The organism is Luteimonas viscosa, assembly GCF_008244685.1.
Lineage (GTDB): Bacteria > Pseudomonadota > Gammaproteobacteria > Xanthomonadales > Xanthomonadaceae > Luteimonas > Luteimonas viscosa.
Genome location: NZ_VTFT01000001.1, coordinates 671281 through 690803, shown reverse-complemented (window position 1 = coordinate 690803; position 19523 = coordinate 671281). Strand labels below are relative to the sequence as shown.

Sequence of the window (19523 nt, the reverse complement as noted above, 5' to 3'; positions counted from 1 at the left end):
CGCTCCGGACCGAACGATGGCGTGGTGTCCTGCAGGCGTCCGGCGCCCCGATCCCCGCCACGATCGTCCCGTCTGCGCGTCGGGCCGCCTCGCGGTGGCCGATGCCGGCCCCGCCCCGCGTTGTTTGGAGACAACGAATGGAAGGCAGCCCGAGGGGGCGGGTGCAGGGAGATCTCGTATGCCCGCGTGCCCGGAACTGCGCGAAACCTTGCGCTTCCACGGACCGGTCGGTGTCGAGGACGCGGGACTGGAGGAAGCGGCCCTCGCGGCCGGCTGGCGCCTGCGTTCGACTCCGGACGACGAATCCGTGCTGCGTCACGTGGCGGGTCGTCGTGCGCCCTGCGTGGCCCTTCTGGATCTGCGAGGCCTGGACGAGGGTGGATTGCAGTCGTTGCGGCGGCGCCCGGCGCTCGCCGAGGCGCTGGCGGCCAGGCAGGTGGCCTGGGTGGCCATCCTGGAAGCCGGGCAACTCGCGCTACAGCCCTTGCGCAACCTGGTGCGCGAATGCTGCCACGACTACGTGACCTGGCCCTGCGAACGGGAACTGCTGGCGACCGTGCTAGGGCATGCCCAGGGCATGGCGGCGCTGGACGAGGACTGCGCGGAAGGCATGGCCGCACCTGCGATCGAGGGCATGGTCGGCGAAAGCACGGCGGTGCGACGGTTGGCGGTCCGGCTGCTGCGGGCAGCTGCGAGCGAGGCACCCGTGTTCCTGTCGGGCGAGACCGGCACCGGCAAGGAGCTGGCCGCGACCGCGATCCACCGCCAGTCGACGCGCAGCAAGATGCCGTTCGTCGGCATCAACTGCGGCGCCATCCCGCACAGCCTGATCCAGTCGGAACTGTTCGGCTACGAGCGCGGCGCCTTCACCGGCGCGACACAGCGCAAGCTGGGCCGGATCGAGATGGCCCACCGCGGCACGTTGTTCCTGGACGAGGTGGCCGACCTGCCGACGGAGTCGCAGGCCTCGCTGCTGCGCTTCCTCGAGCAGGGCACGATCGAACGGCTGGGCGGCACTTGCGCGATCGAGGTGGACGCCCGGATCGTGTCGGCGACGCACGTGGACCTGGCGCAGGCGGTCGAGGAGGGGCGCTTCCGGGTCGACCTCTACCACCGCCTGCGGGTGATCGAACTGCAGATGCCGCCCCTGCGCGAGCGCATGGGCGACATCGAACTCATCGCCCGACATGCCCTTCGGCTGCATGCGCGCGAAGGACGTTTCCGCTTCAAGGGCTTCACCCCCGGGGCGTTGCGCGCTCTGCAGCGTCACCCGTGGCCGGGCAACGTGCGCGAACTGATCAACCGGATACGCGAGGCGATGGTGATGGCCGACGGTTGCTACATTTCCGCCCGTGACCTGGGGCTCGAGGATCCGTCCGGCGACGGCGACGCGTCCCGGACCCTCGACCTCGCGCGGCGCGAGGGCGAGCGTGCGGCGATCGAACGCGCGCTGGCGCGCAGCGGCTACCGGCTGGCGATGGCCGCGGAGGAACTCGGGATCTCGAGGGTGACCCTGTACCGCCTGCTGCACCGCCATGACCTGCACCACGCCGGCGGCGACGCGTTCGACCGCCGCCTGGCGCTGGTCAGGGCGCGCTGAACGACGAGGCGGCGGAAGCCGCGCCTCCCCCGGCGACCGAACGCACGAACGCCGGCAGCGGCGTCGGCCGGCCGCTGGCACGATCGACCCACACGATCACCACATTGCCATCCGCGTGCAGCACGGTCCCGTCCTCGCTGGCGATGCGGTGGCCGATGGTGACGCTGGTGTTGCCGACGCGGTCCGCGAACAGCTCCACGATCACCCGTGACGGGTAGGGAATGGGAACGCGGTAGTTCATCTGCACCGCCGCCAGCAACGGCGCGGTCGACTCGGTCAGCCAGGGCTCGTCGAGCGAGTCGAACCAGCGGATCCGCGCCTCCTCGAGGTAGGTCATGAAATTCGAGTTGTTGACGTGGTTGAACGCGTCGAGGTCGCGCCAGCGCAGCTCGAGCGGCATGCGGAACAGGGCGGTGCGGTTGTCGAGGCTCATCGTGGTCGGACCCGGTCGTGCGGATGCGGTTGCGGAAAAGTGGCCGGCGCCTGGCGGCGCCGACGGCTCAGGCCGCCGAGCGCCGCCTGCGGGGCTTGTCCTCGAGCCCGAGGGTCTTGGCGAGGAAGCGGCCGGTGTGCGACTGCGGCATCGCCGCCAGTTGTTCCGGCGTGCCTTCGGCGATGATCATGCCGCCGCGATGGCCGCCTTCCGGTCCGAGGTCGACCACCCAGTCGGCGGTCTTGATCACGTCCAGGTTGTGCTCGATCACCACCACCGTATTGCCGTCGTCGCGCAGCTTGTGCAGCACCGCCAGCAGGTGTTCGATGTCGTGGAAGTGCAGGCCGGTGGTCGGTTCGTCGAGGATGTACAGCGTGCGTCCGGTGTCGCGGCGGGAGAGCTCCTTCGACAGCTTCACCCGCTGCGCCTCGCCGCCGGAAAGCGTGGTCGCGGGCTGGCCGAGCTTGATGTAGCTCAGGCCGACGTCGAGCAGGGTCTCGAGCTTGCGCGAGATCGACGGCACCGGCTCGAACAGGGCGAGGGCGTCCTCGACCGTCATGTCCAGCACGTCGTGGATGCTGTAACCCTTGTACAGGATCTCGAGCGTCTCGCGGTTGTAGCGCTTGCCGTGGCAGACGTCGCAGGGGACGTACACGTCCGGCAGGAAGTGCATCTCGACCTTGATCAGGCCATCGCCCTGGCAGGCTTCGCAACGGCCGCCGCGCACGTTGAAGCTGAAGCGGCCGGGCGAGTAGCCGCGCGCGCGCGATTCGGGCACCTGGGCGAACAGCTCGCGCAGCGGCGTGAACAGGCCGGTGTAGGTCGCCGGGTTGGAACGCGGCGTGCGGCCGATCGGCGACTGGTCGATGTCGACCACCTTGTCGAAAAGGTCCAGGCCGTGGACCTCGCGGTAGGGCGCCGCCTTGTGCGAGGCGCCGTTGATCTCGTTGGCTGCGAGCGCATACAGGGTGTCGTTGATCAGGGTCGACTTGCCCGATCCGGACACGCCGGTGATCGCGGTGAACAGGCTCGAGGGAATGTTGAGGTCGACGTGCTTGAGGTTGTTCCCGGACGCGCCCAGCAGTTGCAGCTGCATCTTCGGATTGGGCTTGTGGCGCCGCGAAGGGACCGCGATCTGGCGCTTGCCGGACAGGTACTGCCCGGTGAGCGAACGCGGCGCCTTCAACACGTCGTCGAGCGTGCCCTGCGCGACAACTTCGCCGCCGTGCACGCCGGCGGCGGGACCGATGTCGACGATGTGGTCCGCGAGCCGGATCGCATCCTCGTCGTGCTCGACCACGATGACGGTGTTGCCGAGGTCGCGCAGCCGCGTCAGTGTGCCCAGCAGGCGCTCGTTGTCGCGCTGGTGCAGGCCGATGCTCGGCTCGTCGAGGACGTACATCACGCCGACCAGCCCGGCGCCGATCTGGGACGCCAGGCGGATGCGCTGCGCCTCGCCGCCGGAGAGGGTGTCGGCCTTGCGTTCGAGGGTGAGGTAGTCGAGGCCGACATCGACCAGGAAGCTCAGTCGCTCGCGGATCTCCTTGACGATCTTGTCCGCGATCTCGCCGCGCCAGCCGGGCAGGTGCAGCTCGCCGAAGAAGCGCAGCGCCTCGTCGATCGGCATGACCACGAGGTCGGGCAACGGCCGTTCCGCGACGAACACGTTGCGCGCGGACCGGTTCAGCCGGGCGCCGCCGCAGTCGACGCAGGGGCGTTCGCTGATGTACTTCGCCAGCTCCTCGCGCACCGCCGCGGATTCGGTTTCGCGGTAGCGACGCTCGAGGTTCGGCACGATGCCCTCGAAGCGGTGCTTGCGCTGGGTGCGGCCGCCGGCGTCGGTGATGTAGCTGAAGGTGATGGTGGTACCGCCGCTGCCGAACAGCACCGCTTCGCGCGATTTCTCGGTGAGATCCTGCCAGGGCGTATCGACGCTGAACCCGTAGTGCTTCGCAAGCGACTGGATCAGCTGGAAGTAGTAGGCGTTGCGACGGTCCCAGCCGCGCACCGCGCCCGCGGCCATCGACAGTTCCGGATGCACGACCACGCGCGCCGGGTCGAAGAACTGCGACACGCCGAGACCATCGCAGGTCGGGCAGGCGCCAACCGGAGAATTGAAGGAGAACAAACGCGGTTCCAGCTCGGGCAGCGCGTAGTCGCACACCGGGCAGCTGTACTTCGAGGAAAACAGCAGGGGGGCGGCCGATTCGTCGTCGATCGCGTGCACCGAGGCCATGCCGTCACCGAGCTTGAGGGCGGTCTCGAAGGATTCCGCCAGGCGCTGCTTGAGGTCCTCACGCACCTTGAAGCGGTCGATCACCGCTTCGATCGTGTGCTTCTGGCGCAGCGCCAGCGGGGGCACCGCGTCGATCTCGTGGAGGACGCCGTCGACGCGCACGCGCACGTACCCCTGCGCGCGCAACTGCTCGAATACCTGCGCATGCTCGCCCTTGCGCTCGCGCACCACCGGCGCCAGCAGCATCCAGCGCTGGTCGGGATCGAGCGCGAGCACCTGGTCCACCATCTGGCTGACGGTCTGGGCTTCCAGCGGGTAGCCGTGGTCGGGGCAGCGGGGGAGACCGACGCGGGCGTAAAGCAGGCGCAGGTAGTCGTAGATCTCGGTGATCGTGCCGACGGTGGAACGCGGGTTGTGCGAGGTCGATTTCTGCTCGATCGAGATCGCGGGCGACAGACCCTCGATGTGGTCGACGTCCGGTTTCTCCATCACGCTCAGGAACTGCCGCGCGTAGGCCGACAGCGACTCCACGTAGCGGCGCTGGCCCTCGGCGTAGATGGTGTCGAACGCCAGCGACGACTTGCCCGAGCCCGACAGCCCGGTGATCACGATCAGCTTGTCGCGCGGCAGGTCGAGGTCGACATTCTTCAGGTTGTGGGTACGGGCACCGCGAATGCGGATGGTGTCCATCGCCATCGGACAGGATTCCGGTAGGGGGCTTGGGGGAGGGCAGCCGGGCGGACAGGGAAACGGGAATCGATCAGCCTAGCGAGCCGCCGATGTGGGGGCAAATGCCGAAAACGCCAGTCTCGCGGCGACCCGTCTCAGTTGGCGAGACAGGCAGGCATGGCGGCGATCTCCGGGAAGCCGGCACGTGCGGCCCCGCCCCGCCAGTCCGGGGAACATGGGCGCGGCGCCTGTTCGATGACGTCGGGCAAGACGTTATTTCGTTGTTAACGCGCCCTTCACGGCTCTGAATCTAACCTGCCGGCGTCCGTTCAGCGTGCATGCGCCGGACGGAAGTGCTCAAGACAGACGCACCGGGGTCGTGCAGGCGCGGCCGGGTAAATAAATAAAGACGAATTGGCAAGCCCTTCAAAGGAACTGGAATGATGAAGATGAAACTCCTCAGCCTCGCGCTGCTAGGTGGCCTTGGTGTGGCGCAAGCCGCGTCTGCGCAGGAATTCGACGATCGCTGGTATGTCACCGGTTCGGTGGGCTACAACCTGCAGGACGAAGATCGCCGCACGGATGACGATTTTGCGCTGGGCTTGGGCCTGGGCAAGTTCATCAGCCCTACCTGGTCGGTGGAAGGCGCGCTGAACTACCAGAATCCGAGCTTCACTCACAACAGCGATTTGAATTGGAGCCAGTACGGCATCTCCTTGGACATGCGTCGTCACTTCATTTCCGAGGAGCGCAACTGGGCACCGTACGTGCTGTTCGGCCTGGGCTACCAGCGCTCGGAGGAAGAGTACGACGCATTCCCGGACCCGGATTCGCCGGCCCAGCGTGAGGACGGCAATCTGGCCGCCAAGGTGGGTGTGGGCCTGCAGGGAGACTTCTCCAGTCGCGTCGCGGTCCGTGCCGAAGTGGCCTATCGGGCCGATTTCGACGATCAGAGCTACGCGGCCGAGAGCGGCGTGGATTCGTCGGGCTATCCGCACCAGCAGGAAGAGAGCTACTTCAGCGACGTGATCGCGTCGGTGGGCGTGGTGATCCCGCTGGGTCCGGAGCCGACCGCGCCGGTGGCTCCGCCGCCGCCGCCGCCGCCGGCCGAACCGGCCCCGCCGCCGCCGCCGGCCCCGATCACGATCGACCTGAACGGGGTGAACTTCGACTTCGACCGTTCGACCCTGCGTCCTGACGCGGTGTCGATCCTGAACGAGGCGGTGGAGATCCTGAAGCGCTATCCGGACCTGCGGGTCGAGGTGGCGGGCCATACCGACCTGTGCGGTACGGACGCCTACAACCAGAGCCTGTCGGAGCGTCGTGCTTCGGCGGTGTACGACTACCTGACCAGCAACGGGATCGACGCCGGTCGCCTGATGGGTCCGGTGGGTTACGGCGAGAGCCGTCCGCTGGAGCCGACGGCGCAGACGCTGCCGGGCTGCAAGAGCGAGGTCAACCGCCGCACCGAGCTCAACGTCCAGAACTGAGGCCGACGACATGGCGGCCAGGCCATCCGATGGCCTGGTCGCCGGTCTCTCCATCGCTGCGTAGTTGTTAAGAAACCGTTTCTGATGTGGTATCATTCAGCGGCACCATCCATTGGAACAATGGCTTGGCCTGCTTTCTATAAGCCCGGGCGCAGACAGGATTCAGTTTTGCGGCCCCAGTCGTGTGTTTCATCTTCCGGACATCTCAAGGAGTCTTCCAAATGAAAATCCGCTTGTTGAGCGCCGCCTTGCTGGCGGGTATGGCCGTGGCGCAGGCCGCGTCTGCGCAGGAATTCGACGATCGCTGGTATGTCACCGGTTCGGTGGGCTACAACCTGCAGGACGAAGACCGCCGTACGGAGGATGCCTACGCCCTGGGTCTGGGCCTGGGCAAGTTCATCAGCCCGACCTGGTCGGTCGAGGGCGCGCTGAACTACCAGAACCCGAGTTTCGAGCACAACAGCGACCTGCTGTGGAGCCAGTACGGCATTTCGCTGGACCTGCGTCGCCACTTCATGTCCGAGGAGCGCAACTGGGCGCCGTACGTGCTGTTCGGCCTGGGCTACCAGCGCTCGGAGGAAGAGTACGACGCATTCCCGGACCCGGATTCGCCGGCCCAGCGTGAAGACGGCAACCTGGCTGCGAAGCTGGGCGTGGGCGTGCAGAGTGACTTCAGCCGCCGCGTCGCGGTCCGTGCCGAACTGGCCACGCGCTTCGATTTCGACGATCAGAGCTACGCGGCCGAGAGCGGCGTGGATTCGTCGGGCTATCCGCACCAGCAGGAAGAGAGCTACTTCAGCGACGTGATCGCGTCGGTGGGCGTGGTGATCCCGCTGGGTCCGGAGCCGACCGCGCCGGTGGCTCCGCCGCCGCCGCCGCCGCCGGCCGAACCGGCCCCGCCGCCGCCGCCGGCCCCGATCACGATCGACCTGAACGGGGTGAACTTCGACTTCGACCGTTCGACCCTGCGTCCTGACGCGGTGTCGATCCTGAACGAGGCTGTGGAGATCCTGAAGCGCTATCCGGACCTGCGGGTCGAGGTGGCGGGCCATACCGACCTGTGCGGTACGGACGCCTACAACCAGAGCCTGTCGGAGCGTCGTGCTTCGGCGGTGTACGACTACCTGACCAGCAACGGCATCGACGCCGGTCGCCTGATGGGTCCGGTGGGTTACGGCGAGAGCCGTCCGCTGGAGCCGACGGCGCAGACGCTGCCGGGCTGCAAGAGCGAGGTCAACCGCCGCACCGAGCTCAACGTCCAGAACTGATCCTGGCGTTGAAGCCGCTGAACAGGAAGCCCGGCCTCGTGCCGGGCTTCCTGCTTCTGGGCAATGCCCTGCTGGTGGCTTGCGGTCGCAGGGGAGCGCGCGATGCGCCGAGGCTTGCCTGCATCGATCGCGCTGCTACACTCCGCCGCAATCTAGTCGTGGGAGTTCGGGGCATGCGTGGACTGGCGGTTGTGTTGTTGTCGATGGGTGCCCTGACCGCACATGCCTCCACCCAGTGCCAGGGCGCCGCCCTGTCACAACCGCTTGCGGTGCGGCCGACGGTGTTGTTGCCCGTGGCAGCGGGATTCGCGACCGTGAATCCCCAGCTCGGATCGCAGCGGGGCGTACTGGCGCCGGATCTCGACGAATCGCAGTCGGTCGACAACGTGCTGTGGCGCCTGCGTCTGGAAGGCTGCCAGAACGTCGCCGCCGCGGTGCCCGCCGCTGGCGCCATGATCGCGCCCGGCGCAGCCGGCTACGTCAAGAAGACCGAACACGACAACACGCCGTACCGGTTCAACATGACCCAGAACGGCAAGCGCATGACGGCCGACGATTTCGACGCCTGGCTGCAGGCCAATGGCTACAGCGCCGGTCGCCGCGTCGATCCCAATGCCGCCCCGGCCGCCGCGTCGCCTGCGCCGGTCGAGACGCCGGAGCAGTAGCCGACGACGAGCCCTCGCGTCCCAGCGTCCGGCTCAGCCCTCCAGCACGCCCAGCTCGCGCCCGATGCGCGTGAACGCGTCTATCGCGTGGTCGAGATGCGCGCGTGTGTGGGCGGCGGACATCTGCGTGCGGATGCGCGCCTGGTCCTTCGGCACCACTGGAAAGAAGAAGCCGATGGCGTAGATGCCTTCTTCCAGCAGCCGCTGCGCGAAACGCTGCGCCAGCGGCGCGTCGTACAGCATCACCGGGCAGATCGGATGCATGCCGGGCCTGATGTCGAAGCCGGCTTCGGTCATCTTCCCGCGGAAGTATGCGGTGTTGGCGGCGAGTCGCTCGCGCAGGTCGCCCGCCGCATCGAGCATCTCGAACGCAGTCGTGCCGGCCGCCACGACGTGCGGCGGCAGCGAGTTCGAGAACAGGTACGGACGCGAGCGCTGGCGCAGCAGTTCGATCACTTCCGCGCTGGCGGTGGTGAAGCCGCCCAGGGCGCCGCCCATCGCCTTGCCCAAGGTGCCGGTGATGATGTCGATGCGATCGAGCACGCCCCTGACCTCGGCCGAACCGCGCCCGGTGGCGCCGAGAAAGCCGGTGGCGTGGCATTCGTCGATGTGCACCAGCGCGCCGTACTTCGATGCGAGCGACGTGATCTCGTCCAGTGGCGCGATGAAGCCGTCCATCGAGAACACGCCGTCAGTGGTGATCAGCTTCGTGCGGCAACCCGCCGCGTCCGCGGCCTGCAGCTGCTTCTCCAGGTCGGCCATGTCGCAGTTGCCGTAGCGGAAGCGCTTCGCCTTGCACAGGCGGACGCCGTCGATGATCGAGGCGTGGTTCAACGCATCCGAAATGATCGCGTCGTTCTCGTCCAGCAGCGGTTCGAACAGGCCGCCGTTGGCATCGAAGCAGGCGGCGTACAGGATCGTGTCCTGCTTGCCGAAGAACGACGAGATGGTGCGCTCGAGCTGCTTGTGCAGGTCCTGGGTGCCGCAGATGAAGCGCACCGACGCCATGCCGAAACCGTGCGTATCCAGCGCCTGCTTCGCCGCGGCGACGATGTCCGGATGGTCGGCCAGGCCGAGATAGTTGTTGGCGCAGAAGTTCAGGACCCTGCGGCCGTCGGCCAGCGTGATCTCCGCCGACTGCGGAGAGGTGATGACGCGCTCGGACTTGAACAGCCCGGCGGCGCGGATCTCGTCAAGCGTGGCGGCGTAGCGTTCGGTCAATGACATGTGGATTCCGCGATTCGTGATTCGTGATCCGGAAGAAGCGGGATACGCGTCGATGTCCGTCGAACCACCAGCCACGAATCACCAATGACGCTCCCTCAATTCCAGGACAGCACCACCTTGCCCGACTTGCCCGATTCCATCAGGTCGAACCCCTTCTGGAATTCGTCGGCAGGCAACTGGTGGCTCAGGACCTTGCCCAGCGGGAATCCCGACAGCACCAGCTGGGTCATCTTGTACCAGGTCTCGTACATGCGGCGGCCGTAGATGCCCTGCACGGTGAGGCCCTTGAAGATGATGCGGTCCCAGTCCACGCCGGCGCCCTTGGGCAGGATGCCGAGCAGGGCGACCTTGCCGCCGTGATACATCGCGTCGAGCATGTCATTGAAGGCACGCGGGTTGCCGCTCATCTCCAGGCCCACGTCGAAGCCTTCCAGGTGCAGGTCGGCCATGACTTCCTTCAGCGACGCGTTGGCGACGTTGACCACTCGGGTGGCGCCCATGTCGGCGGCGAGCTTGAGCCGGTAGTCGTTGACGTCGGTGACCACCACGTTGCGCGCACCGATGTGCTTGCAGATGCCGGCTGCCATCACCCCGATCGGACCGGCGCCGGTGATCAGCACGTCCTCCCCGACCACGTCGAACTCCAGCGCGCAGTGCGCGGCATTGCCGTAGGGATCGAAGAACGCGGCCAGCTCGCTCGGGATCTGGTCCGGGATCGGCCAAAGGTTGCTGGCCGGCATCACGATGTATTCGGCGAAGGCGCCATCCCGGTTCACGCCGATGCCCACGGTGTTCGGACACAGGTGCTGCTTGCCGGCGCGGCAGTTGCGGCAGTGCCCGCAGACGATATGTCCCTCGGCCGAGACGCGCTGGCCGACGACGTAGCCGCCGACACCGGGGCCGAGCTCGGCGACGCGGCCGACGAACTCGTGTCCGATGACCAGTCCCGGCCTGATGGTGCGCTGGCTCCACTCGTCCCACAGGTAGATGTGCAGGTCGGTGCCGCAGATCGCGGTCTTCTCGAGCTTGATCAGCACCTCGTTCGGACCCGGCTCGGGCACCGGCACCTGCTCCATCCAGATGCCTTTCGCGGCTTCGCGCTTGACCAGCGCCTTCATCATTCGGCCCATGGGATGAGCGTCGCCTCGTGGAAGACAGGGTGCGAATTATACGCCCGCGGCCTTCGTGCCATTTCCCCGGACGCGGCTTGCGGCCATGACCATCGTCATGGCCCGTTGGCCACACGAGTGGCTAGACTGCGGCTTTCCCGACTCCCCGGTCCGCCGCATGCCCAGCCTTCGCCGCCTCGCAGTCGCCCTGTCCGCCATCGCCGCCGCCGGCCTGGCGAACGTCCACGCCGCCGAGGGCATGTGGGTGCCGCAGCAGCTGCCCGAGATCGCCGCGCCGCTGAAGAAGGCCGGGCTGAAGCTCGATCCCGCCCAGTTCGCCGACCTCACCGGCGATCCGTTGGGCGCGGTAGTGTCGCTGGGCGGCTGCACCGCGAGTTTCGTTTCGCCGCAGGGCCTGGTGGTGACCAACCATCACTGCGCCTATGGCGCGATCCAGCTGAACTCGACCCCGGAGAAGAACCTGATGCGCGATGGCTTCAATGCCGCCACGCATGCCGACGAAATCACCGCCGGTCCGAACGCCCGCATCTACGCGCTCGACGCGATCACCGACGTCACCCAGCGCGTGCAGGCGGCCATCGCTGCGGCGTCCGGTCCGCTGGAGCGGACGCAGGCGCTGGATGCGGTCGAGAAGCGGCTGATCGCCGAGTGCGAAGCGGAACCGGGTTACCGCTGCAGCCTCTACAGCTTCCTCGGCGGCAATACCTACCGGCTGTTCCGCAACCTCGAGATCCGCGACGTCCGCCTCGCCTACGCGCCGCCCGGCAGCATCGGCAACTACGGTGGCGAGGTCGACAACTGGATGTGGCCGCGCCACACCGGCGATTTCGCGTTCTACCGGGCCTATGTCGGACGCGACGGCAAACCGGCGGCGTTCTCCGACGACAACGTGCCGTACCAGCCCAAGCGATGGCTGGAGATCGCCGACCGTCCGCTGCGGGCGGGCGATTTCGTGATGGCGGCCGGCTATCCGGGCCGCACCAGCCGCTATGCGCTCGCCGGCGAGTTCGAGGATACCGAGCAGTGGGCCTATCCGACCCTGGTGCGCCACTACCGCGCATTGACCGCGCTGGTCCGCGAGCGTGGCAGGACGGAGCCCGACATCGAGGTCAGGTACGCCAGCACCCTGCGCGGCTGGGAAAACGTCATGAAGAACTACGAGGGCCAGCTCACCGGCTTCGCGCGAACCGGGGCCGCCGAGGCCAAGCGATCGGAAGAGGCCGCGGTCCTGGCGTGGCTGCGCACGCGTGGCGACGAGGGTGCGGCTGCGATCTCGGCCCACGCGCGGCTCGTGGCGCTGGATGATGCCGAGCATGCGACCCGCGAGCGGGATCTGGTCCTGCGCATGTTCCAGAACACTGGCGCGATCTCCGCCGCGACCACGCTGTACCGCCTCGCGATCGAGCGCGACAAGGCCGACGCCGCGCGCGAGCAGGGCTACCAGGACCGCGACCTGCCCACGATCGAGGGCGGGCTGCGGCAGATGGAAAAGCGCTACGTCGCGGAGATGGATCGCGAACTGCAGCGCTACTGGCTCGACCAGTACGCCAGGCTGCCCGCGGCGCAGCGGCTGCCGGCGCTCGACAAGTGGCTGGGCGACCACGACACCGCGGCGATCGATCGGGCGCTGGACGGATTGGCGAAGACGGAGCTCGGCGATACCGAAACCCGGATGGGCTGGTTGCAGGCCGATCGCGAGGCGTTCGAATCGAGTCGCGATCCGGCGATCCGCTATGCGGTTGCGATCATGCCCACGCTGCTGGAGATCGAGCAGCGTGGAAAGGCGCGCGCCGGCGAGCGGCTGGACGCGCGCGCGACCTACCTGCAGGCGGTCGCGGACTATCGCAGGAGCCAGGGCGGGTTCGTCTATCCGGATGCGAACTCATCGCTGCGCATCACCTTCGGCAACGTCAAGCCATACACCAGGCTCGACGGCTCCGCGCAGCAGCCGTTCACGCGGCTGGAAGAGGTTGCGGCGAAGGCCACCGGTGAAGCGCCGTTCGACGCGCCGCAGGCGCTGCTCGACGCGATCGCCGGCAAACGCCATGGAGGCCTCGCCGATCGCCGGCTGCGTACCGTGCCGGTGAACTTCCTGTCCGATCTCGACGTCACCGGCGGCAACTCCGGGTCGCCGGTGCTCGATGCGCGCGGCAAGCTGGTGGGCCTGCTGTTCGACATGAACTGGGAAGCGGTGGTGTCCAACTGGGTGTTCGATGCGGACATGACCCGCACGATTTCGGTGGACCAGCGCTACATGCGCTGGATCATGCAGGAGGTCTACCCGGCCCCGCACCTGCTGCAGGAGATGGGGGTCGCGCCGAAGCGGTGAGCTCCAGGGGGCATCGGACGGGCCGCGAGGCAACGGGCGTGCGGCATCGCTTAGACTAGGCGCCGCCCGGGGGAGCCGCGGGCATCTGTCCAGATCAGGAACCCGCTGCCGCATGAGAATCCTGCTTGCCCGCCATGGCGAGACGCCGTGGAACGCCGAAGGCCGTTACCAGGGCCAGGAAGACATCCCCTTGTCGCCGGTGGGCGAGAAGCAGGCGCGCCTGTTGGGGGAACGCCTGCGGGACGTGCGCATCGACAGGGCGGTCAGTTCGCCGCTGACGCGCGCCTATCACACCGCGCAATACGCGCTGGGCGAACTGCGCGCGCCGATGCTCACCACCGAGATGGGCTTCATGGAGATAGCCCACGGCAGTTGGGAAGGCCTGCTGGCAAGCGAGATCGCCGAGCGCGATCCGGACCTGCTGCGCGCCTGGCGGGAGGCCCCCGATACCGTGCTGATGCCCGGGGGTGGCGAATCGATCAAGCAGGTGTTCCGCCGCGCCTGGGAGGCGCTGGAATGGTCGGTGGAGGGACTCGAAGCCCAGGACACGCTGTTGCTCGTGGCGCACGATGCGGTCAACCGGGTGCTGCTGTGCCACGTGCTGGGCATCCCGCTGTCGAAGCTGTGGACCTTCCGCCAGGCGCCGACCACGCTCAACCTCCTCGAAGGCGACGACCTCGGGAGCCTGGAGGTGGTGCGGCTGAACGATTGCTCGCACCACACCGCGTTCTTCGGCGAGGCCGTGCACCGGGCGCTGTAGCGCCTGCATCCGGAGACGACGGAACCCCGCGGAAGGGGGTGGGCCGCGCCCGGCGCCCCATCGCCCCACGGCGTGATCGCCGGTGGCGGGCCAGGCCGGTACACCCGGCGCAGCCTGCGGGCGTTTCCGCACTGTATTGGCGAGACGAAGCCCGGACCCTGACATGCCTACGACACTCCCCGACTGGCTCGTCCATATCGAGCGACAGCATCCGGCCGGGATCGAGCTGGGGCTGGAGCGCGTGCGTGCCGTGGCCGCGCGCCTCGGGTTGGCGCGGCCGGCGCGGCGGGTGATGACGATCGCGGGCACCAACGGCAAGGGGTCCACCGTCGCGTTCGTCGATGCGATCGCCCGCGAGGCGGGTTTGCGTGTCGGCGCTTACACCTCGCCGCACCTGCTGGCCTACAACGAACGCGTGCGGATCGACGGCCGCGATGCGGACGATGGATCGCTGGTCGAAGCCTTCGCGGTCGTGGAAGCCGCGCGCGGCGACACGCCGCTGACCTACTTCGAGTTCGGCACCATCGCCGCGCTGTGGATCTTCGAACGGGCGGCGCTGGACCTCGCGATCCTGGAAGTCGGGCTCGGCGGGCGCCTGGACGCGACCAACCTGGTCGATGCGGATGTTGCGGTGGTCACCACGGTCGACCTCGACCACCAGGACTGGCTGGGCGCGGACCGGGAAGCGATCGGTGCCGAGAAGGCCGGCATCGCGCGCGCATGGAAGCCGCTGGTGCTGGGCGACGACGATCCGCCGGCGAGCGTCCTGCGCCACGCGTACGCGATCGGCGCATCGGCGATCCGTGCCGGCAGCGATTTCTTCTTCGAGCAGGTCGACGACACGAACTGGCAATGGCGCGAACTCGACTACCGGCTCGATCTGCCGCTGCCCGCGCTGGCGGCACCGGTGCAACTGCGCAACGCCGCGGTCGCGATCGCCGCGCTGCGCGCACTCGACATCGACATTGCCGACGAAGTGATTGCCCGCGGCGTCGCCAGTGCGCATCTACCGGGGCGGCTGCAGCGCTTCGTGCGCGAGGGCGTGGAGGTATTCGTCGATATCGGCCACAACCCGCAGGCGGCGCGCGAGCTCGCCAGCTGGCTGCGCAAGGTACCGGCAGCGGCCCGGACGCATGCGGTCTACGCCGCGCTCGGCGACAAGGATGCCGCGTCCGTGGTGGCCGCGTTCGAAGGACTGGTCGATGCGTGGTGGCTGGCCGGTTCGGTCGGGGCCGGGGCGCGGGGCATCGCGGTCGAGGTGCTGGCCGAGCGGCTGCGCGATTCCCCTGCCGCCGGGGGCTCGCGGCACGTCGATCCCGCTGCCGCGCTGGCGGCGGCGTCGAGTGCGGCGCGGCCCGGCGACCGCGTGCTGGTGTTCGGCTCGTTCCACGCCGCGGAAGTCGCGTTGCGGACGTTGCAGGGCGCAGGTTCAGAAGCGGGCGCGGGTGGCGGCGTATAATCCGCGCGCCCGCCGCTCTTGCCGAACCCGATCCGAACCCGATGGATGCCGGACTCAAACAGCGCCTGATCGGTGCCGCCGTACTGGTCGCGCTGGCCGTGATCTTCCTGCCGATGCTGGTCAAGGGGCCCGCGCCCGACAGCGGCGTATCCGACCTGTCGATGCGCGTGCCCGATGCCCCGGACGGCGAGTACAGGACGGTCGATCTGCCCCTGGTCGTACCGGCCGACGCGCCGCAGGGCGGGGTGCTGGGGTCTCCCGAGCCGATCGATGGCGATCCGCTGCCAACTGTCGATACCGCCAATCCGCCACCCGACGCGCCGCGGCCGGCGCGCGGGGAGGCGCCGGCCGAAACGCCCGCGCCCGAGGAGCCCGTCGCCACGCCTGCCACCCCGGCCGAGCCGATGCGGCCTGCCGCTACCGGCGGCGGCGACTATGTGGTCCATTTCGGTGCGTTCGCAAACGAGCGCGATGCGCAATTGATCGTCCGCCAGCTCTCGGGTGCCGGCCTGACCGCCTACAGCGAGCCCTTCGATCTGGACGGGAAGCCGGCGCAGCGGGTGCGCCTCGGGCCCTACGCCTCGCGCGAGGCGGCCGAGGCCATCCGCGTGCGCGCGGCGCAGGTGCGTGGCGACGTCACGCCGCGCGTGGTCGCGCTCGACGCGCCCGCAGCCACGCCGCGGCGTCCGCAACCGCAGCCGGTCGCCACCAGGCCGGCCGACCCGCCGAAGCCTGTCGAAGCGCCGAAGCCGGCCGCCGCCACGCCTGCCGCTCCGGCGGCTGCAAGCGGCGGCTTCTCGGTCCAGGTCGGCGCCTTCAGCAATGCCGCCGAGGCAACGAAGCTGCGCGACCGCCTGCGCGGACTCGGCATCACCGCCTTCACCGACACGGTGAACACCGACAAGGGTCGTCTTACCCGGGTCAAGGCCGGCCCGGTGCCGGACCGCCAGGACGCCGAACGCCTCAAGGCCCAGGTCCAGGCCAGGGCGGGCCTGGATGGAATGGTGCGTCCGCATCCTTGAGCGGGCGGCCCGCCGCCACCAGCTAGCAACCTCGCAACCTCGCAACAGCCACGGGAAACGCAGCCATGTGCGGCATCATCGGCATCGTCGCCACCACCGAAGTCGCGACCGCGCTGTACGACGGCCTGACCGTCCTGCAGCACCGCGGCCAGGACGCGGCCGGCATCGCCACCGCCAACGGCACCCAGTTGCGCGTGCACAAGGGCAACGGCCTGGTGCGCGACGTGTTCGATGCGAAGACCATGCGCCTGCTCGAAGGCCGCGTCGGCATCGCCCACTGCCGCTATCCCACCGCCGGCAGCGAGGGCAGCGACGAGGCACAGCCGTTCTACGTCAACTCGCCCTACGGCATCGCGCTGGCGCACAACGGCAACCTGATCAACACGGACATGCTGCGGCGCGAGGTGTTCGAGCAGGACCGGCGCAACATCAACACTCAGTCCGATTCCGAAGTGCTGCTCAACGTGTTCGCGCACGAGCTCGACAAGAGCCGCACGCTGACGCCGGAAGCCGCGTTCCGCGCGATCGAGGGCCTGGGCCGTCGCGCGAGGGGCGGCTACGCGGCGGTGGCGACCGTGCTCGGGCTGGGGCTGGTGGCGTTCCGCGATCCGCACGGCATCCGTCCCCTGGTACTGGGCAAGCGCGAGACCGATGCCGGCAACGAATACGCGATCGCGTCCGAATCGGTCGCGCTCGACATCCTCGGTTTCGAGCGCATGCGCGACATCGCGCCGGGCGAGGGCGTCGTGGTGACGCCGCGCGGCGAGCTGCATACCCGCCAGTGCGCCGAGCCGGCCGGCCACGCGCCGTGCATCTTCGAATACGTCTACTTCGCACGCCCCGACTCGATGATAGAGAACATCTCGGTGCACAAGGCGCGCATGCGCATGGGCGTGACCCTGGGCGAGAAGATCCTGCGCCTGCGTCCGGACCACGACATCGACACCGTGATCCCGATCCCCGACACCTCGCGCGACGCGGCGCTGGAGATCGCCAACGTACTCGGGGTGAAGTACCGCGAGGGCTTCATCAAGAACCGCTACGTCGGCCGTACCTTCATCATGCCGGGGCAGGGCGAGCGGGTGAAGTCGGTCAAGCGCAAGCTCAACCCGATCACGCTGGAGTTCCGCAACCGCGTGGTGCTGCTGGTGGACGATTCGATCGTGCGCGGCACCACCTCGCAGCAGATCGTGCAGATGGCGCGCGATGCCGGCGCGCGCAAGGTCTACCTTGCATCCGCCGCGCCGCCGGTGCGCCATCCGAACATCTACGGCATCGACATGCCGACGCCGGAAGAGCTCATCGCCCACGGCCGTACCGAGGAAGAGATCGAACGCATGATCGGCTGCGACTGGCTGGTCTACCAGGACCTGGCGGACCTGGAAACCGCCGTTGCCGGACCGAAGTTCCCGGGCATGAAGTTCGACAGTTCCTGTTTCAGCGGCGAGTACGTGACCGGCGTCGAGCCGGGCTATTTCGAGGGCATCAAGCAGTTGCGGTCGGACGACGCCAAGCGCCAGCGCCGGCTCGCCCTCTGACGCCGGCGCGGCGATGCCGACGCTGTTCGAAGCCGCGCGCGAATGCCTCGATGCGGCGACGATCGACGACAAGATCGCGCTGACCCACGTCCACGCTGCGGCGTTTGCGCGCGGCGAACTGCCGATCCCCGCGGACGCCGCGCCGCCCGAGCCGATCCGGATGCCCGGACGCCCGCTGCGTCCGCGCCTGGTGCATCCGCGCGAGCTGCCGAGGCGCGGCCTGGGCAGCGACGCGGGGCGCGCCGCGTTCGTCCATGCGATCGCGCACATCGAGTTCAATGCGGTCGACCTGGCCTGGGATGCGGCCTATCGCTTCCGTGGCATGCCGGAAACGTTCTACGACGACTGGGTGCGCATCGCCGACGACGAGGCGCGGCACTTCGCCCTGCTGCGCGGGCGGCTGCAGGCGCTCGGCCACGACTACGGCGATTTCGATGCGCACAACGGGCTGTGGGAGATGTGCGAGAAGACCGCGCACGACGGCCTGGAGCGCATGGCGCTGGTTCCCCGCGTGCTCGAAGCGCGTGGCCTGGACGTCACCCCCGGCATGATCGTGAAGCTGCGCGCGCTCGGCGACGAGGCGACCGTGGCGGTGCTCGAGCTGATCCTGCGCGAGGAAGTGGCGCACGTCGCCGCCGGCAGCCGCTGGTTCCGCTGGTACTGCGGGCGTCGAGGCCTCGAGCCGGAGTCGACGTTCCGCGAACTGCTGGCGCGCTACGCCCGCGCCGTCCTGCATGGTCCGTTCAACCTCGAGGCGCGCAGCGCGGCAGGCTTCAGCGTCGAGGAACTCGAAGCGCTGCTGCAGGCCGCGGAAGCCTCGTGAACGCGCCCGCACGCTGACCCGGGTGCCGAAGCCGCCCCTTCGCGTAGGCAATAGGGCAGCAACGTTGGAATCGCCCCGCCGGTCGGCAGGCGGAGCGGCTGCGCCTGGCGGCGCCGCTACAGCGCGGCGAGGTGGAAACCGGTGTCGTCGGCGCGCAGGACCGAACCCTGCTGGTACCAGTCGCCCAGTACGATCCGGCGACGGGCGTGGCCTGCCACGGTCAATGCGTGGGTGGCCGGACGATGGGTATGGCCGTGGATCAGCATCGACACCCCGTAGCGCAGGAACATGTCCTCGACCGCCGCCGCGGCGACGTCGGTGATCGTCTCCATCGTCCCGTCCTGCTTCAGTTCGCCCTGCCGCGCCACGCTCGCAGCGCGCGCCTGTGAGGCGAATGCGAGCCGCGCCTCCAGCGGCTGCGCGAGGAACCGTTCCTGCCAGGCCGGATCGCGGGTCTGCGCGCGGAAAGCCTGGTATGCGGTGTCGTCGGTGCACAGCAGGTCGCCGTGCGAGAGCAGCACCGGTTCGTGCCCGACCACGACCACCGCCGGATCCGGCAGGATCCGCATGCCCGCGCGACGCGCGTAGGCCGGGCCGACGAGGAAGTCGCGGTTGCCGCGCTGGAAGAACACCGGCACGCCCGCGTCGGCAAGCGCACGCAGCTTCCCGGCAACGAAGCCGCCGGCCTGAGAAGGATCGTCGTCGCCCACCCAGGCCTCGAACAGGTCGCCGAGGATGTAGAGCGCATCCGCGCCACGCGCCTCGCCGTCCAGGAAGTCGCCGAACAACCGCGTGATCTCCGGTCGGGCGGGGTCGAGGTGCAGGTCGGAGACGAACAGCGTGGTCATCCGCGGAAGTCTAGACCCTGGACCGG

Annotated in this window: 14 protein-coding genes and 1 pseudogene; 10 read left to right on the top strand and 5 right to left on the bottom strand. The window is 68.6% G+C overall.

The annotated features are described in order from the left end of the window. Nucleotides 1-178: 178 nt before the first annotated feature. Nucleotides 179-1600: a sigma-54 dependent transcriptional regulator gene (locus tag FZO89_RS03175; RefSeq protein WP_187471021.1), complete on the top strand. Its 1422-nt coding sequence runs from the start codon at nt 179-181 to the stop codon at nt 1598-1600. On the opposite strand, the gene FZO89_RS03170 is transcribed toward FZO89_RS03175, so the two are convergent. Together FZO89_RS03170 and uvrA are read right to left on the bottom strand one after the other, a co-directional pair. After that, nucleotides 1587-2033 (bottom strand): acyl-CoA thioesterase, encoded by a 447-nt coding sequence (locus FZO89_RS03170; protein WP_149101899.1) that lies wholly within the window; start codon nt 2031-2033, stop codon nt 1587-1589. The two genes, FZO89_RS03175 and FZO89_RS03170, sit on opposite strands and share 14 nt — an antisense overlap. A gap of 109 nt (nt 2034-2142) precedes the next feature. Beyond that, a pseudogene (gene uvrA, locus FZO89_RS03165) lies at nt 2143-4965 on the bottom strand (excinuclease ABC subunit UvrA); the annotation flags it as partial. A gap of 416 nt (nt 4966-5381) precedes the next feature. Here uvrA and FZO89_RS03160 point away from each other — a divergent pair. From FZO89_RS03160 to FZO89_RS03150, 3 genes are all read left to right on the top strand, one after another. Then, a complete protein-coding gene (locus FZO89_RS03160; RefSeq protein WP_149101897.1) occupies nt 5382-6428 on the top strand; it encodes an OmpA family protein in 1047 nt (348 codons plus the stop codon). Nucleotides 6429-6649: 221 nt separating this feature from the next. Next, nucleotides 6650-7696, top strand: coding sequence for an OmpA family protein (locus FZO89_RS03155; protein ID WP_149101896.1), 1047 nt, complete (start codon nt 6650-6652; stop codon nt 7694-7696). Nucleotides 7697-7704: 8 nt separating this feature from the next. Next, on the top strand, nt 7705-8361 hold the full coding sequence (locus FZO89_RS03150) for a hypothetical protein (protein WP_262378504.1): 657 nt from the start codon (nt 7705-7707) through the stop codon (nt 8359-8361). 33 nt (nt 8362-8394) lie between these two features. On the opposite strand, the gene kbl is transcribed toward FZO89_RS03150, so the two are convergent. Together kbl and tdh are read right to left on the bottom strand one after the other, a co-directional pair. Then, on the bottom strand, nt 8395-9588 hold the full coding sequence (kbl, locus tag FZO89_RS03145; RefSeq protein WP_149101895.1) for a glycine C-acetyltransferase: 1194 nt from the start codon (nt 9586-9588) through the stop codon (nt 8395-8397). Nucleotides 9589-9683: 95 nt separating this feature from the next. Next, a complete protein-coding gene (gene tdh / locus FZO89_RS03140; protein WP_187471020.1) occupies nt 9684-10718 on the bottom strand; it encodes an L-threonine 3-dehydrogenase in 1035 nt (344 codons plus the stop codon). 157 nt (nt 10719-10875) lie between these two features. Here tdh and FZO89_RS03135 point away from each other — a divergent pair, with 157 nt between their 5' ends. From FZO89_RS03135 to FZO89_RS03110, 6 genes are all read left to right on the top strand, one after another. Further along, the gene (locus tag FZO89_RS03135) at nt 10876-13047 is read left to right on the top strand and encodes a S46 family peptidase (protein ID WP_149101894.1); all 2172 of its coding nucleotides are present in this window, start codon (nt 10876-10878) and stop codon (nt 13045-13047) included. 112 nt (nt 13048-13159) lie between these two features. Continuing rightward, nucleotides 13160-13807 carry a histidine phosphatase family protein gene (locus FZO89_RS03130; RefSeq protein WP_149101893.1) on the top strand — a complete coding sequence of 216 codons (648 nt, stop codon included), beginning with the start codon at nt 13160-13162 and terminating at the stop codon, nt 13805-13807. A gap of 163 nt (nt 13808-13970) precedes the next feature. Further along, entirely contained in the window at nt 13971-15266 is a 1296-nt protein-coding gene (folC, locus tag FZO89_RS03125) for a bifunctional tetrahydrofolate synthase/dihydrofolate synthase (protein WP_149101892.1), read from the top strand. A 41-nt stretch (nt 15267-15307) separates the two neighbouring features. After that, entirely contained in the window at nt 15308-16288 is a 981-nt protein-coding gene (locus FZO89_RS03120; RefSeq protein WP_149101891.1) for an SPOR domain-containing protein, read from the top strand. A 65-nt stretch (nt 16289-16353) separates the two neighbouring features. Then, nucleotides 16354-17826 carry an amidophosphoribosyltransferase gene (purF, locus tag FZO89_RS03115; RefSeq protein WP_149101890.1) on the top strand — a complete coding sequence of 491 codons (1473 nt, stop codon included), beginning with the start codon at nt 16354-16356 and terminating at the stop codon, nt 17824-17826. A gap of 13 nt (nt 17827-17839) precedes the next feature. Then, the gene (locus FZO89_RS03110) at nt 17840-18649 is read left to right on the top strand and encodes a ferritin-like domain-containing protein (protein WP_149101889.1); all 810 of its coding nucleotides are present in this window, start codon (nt 17840-17842) and stop codon (nt 18647-18649) included. 116 nt (nt 18650-18765) lie between these two features. Here the strand turns inward: FZO89_RS03110 and lpxH are convergent, their stop codons facing one another. Continuing rightward, entirely contained in the window at nt 18766-19497 is a 732-nt protein-coding gene (gene lpxH, locus FZO89_RS03105; protein WP_149101888.1) for a UDP-2,3-diacylglucosamine diphosphatase, read from the bottom strand. Nucleotides 19498-19523: the final 26 nt, after the last annotated feature.

Bases quoted from the DNA above. Each gene is read 5' to 3' on its own strand.
- FZO89_RS03175 (WP_187471021.1), top strand. From the start codon at position 179: ATGCCCGCGTGCCCGGAACTGCGCGAAACCTTGCGCTTCCACGGACCG.
- kbl (WP_149101895.1), bottom strand. From the start codon at position 9,588: ATGTCATTGACCGAACGCTACGCCGCCACGCTTGACGAGATCCGCGCC.
- FZO89_RS03155 (WP_149101896.1), top strand. From the start codon at position 6,650: ATGAAAATCCGCTTGTTGAGCGCCGCCTTGCTGGCGGGTATGGCCGTG.
- FZO89_RS03130 (WP_149101893.1), top strand. From the start codon at position 13,160: ATGAGAATCCTGCTTGCCCGCCATGGCGAGACGCCGTGGAACGCCGAA.
- lpxH (WP_149101888.1), bottom strand. From the start codon at position 19,497: ATGACCACGCTGTTCGTCTCCGACCTGCACCTCGACCCCGCCCGACCG.
- FZO89_RS03120 (WP_149101891.1), top strand. From the start codon at position 15,308: ATGGATGCCGGACTCAAACAGCGCCTGATCGGTGCCGCCGTACTGGTC.
- FZO89_RS03160 (WP_149101897.1), top strand. From the start codon at position 5,382: ATGAAGATGAAACTCCTCAGCCTCGCGCTGCTAGGTGGCCTTGGTGTG.
- FZO89_RS03135 (WP_149101894.1), top strand. From the start codon at position 10,876: ATGCCCAGCCTTCGCCGCCTCGCAGTCGCCCTGTCCGCCATCGCCGCC.
- FZO89_RS03170 (WP_149101899.1), bottom strand. From the start codon at position 2,033: ATGAGCCTCGACAACCGCACCGCCCTGTTCCGCATGCCGCTCGAGCTG.
- folC (WP_149101892.1), top strand. From the start codon at position 13,971: ATGCCTACGACACTCCCCGACTGGCTCGTCCATATCGAGCGACAGCAT.
- tdh (WP_187471020.1), bottom strand. From the start codon at position 10,718: ATGGGCCGAATGATGAAGGCGCTGGTCAAGCGCGAAGCCGCGAAAGGC.
- purF (WP_149101890.1), top strand. From the start codon at position 16,354: ATGTGCGGCATCATCGGCATCGTCGCCACCACCGAAGTCGCGACCGCG.
- FZO89_RS03110 (WP_149101889.1), top strand. From the start codon at position 17,840: ATGCCGACGCTGTTCGAAGCCGCGCGCGAATGCCTCGATGCGGCGACG.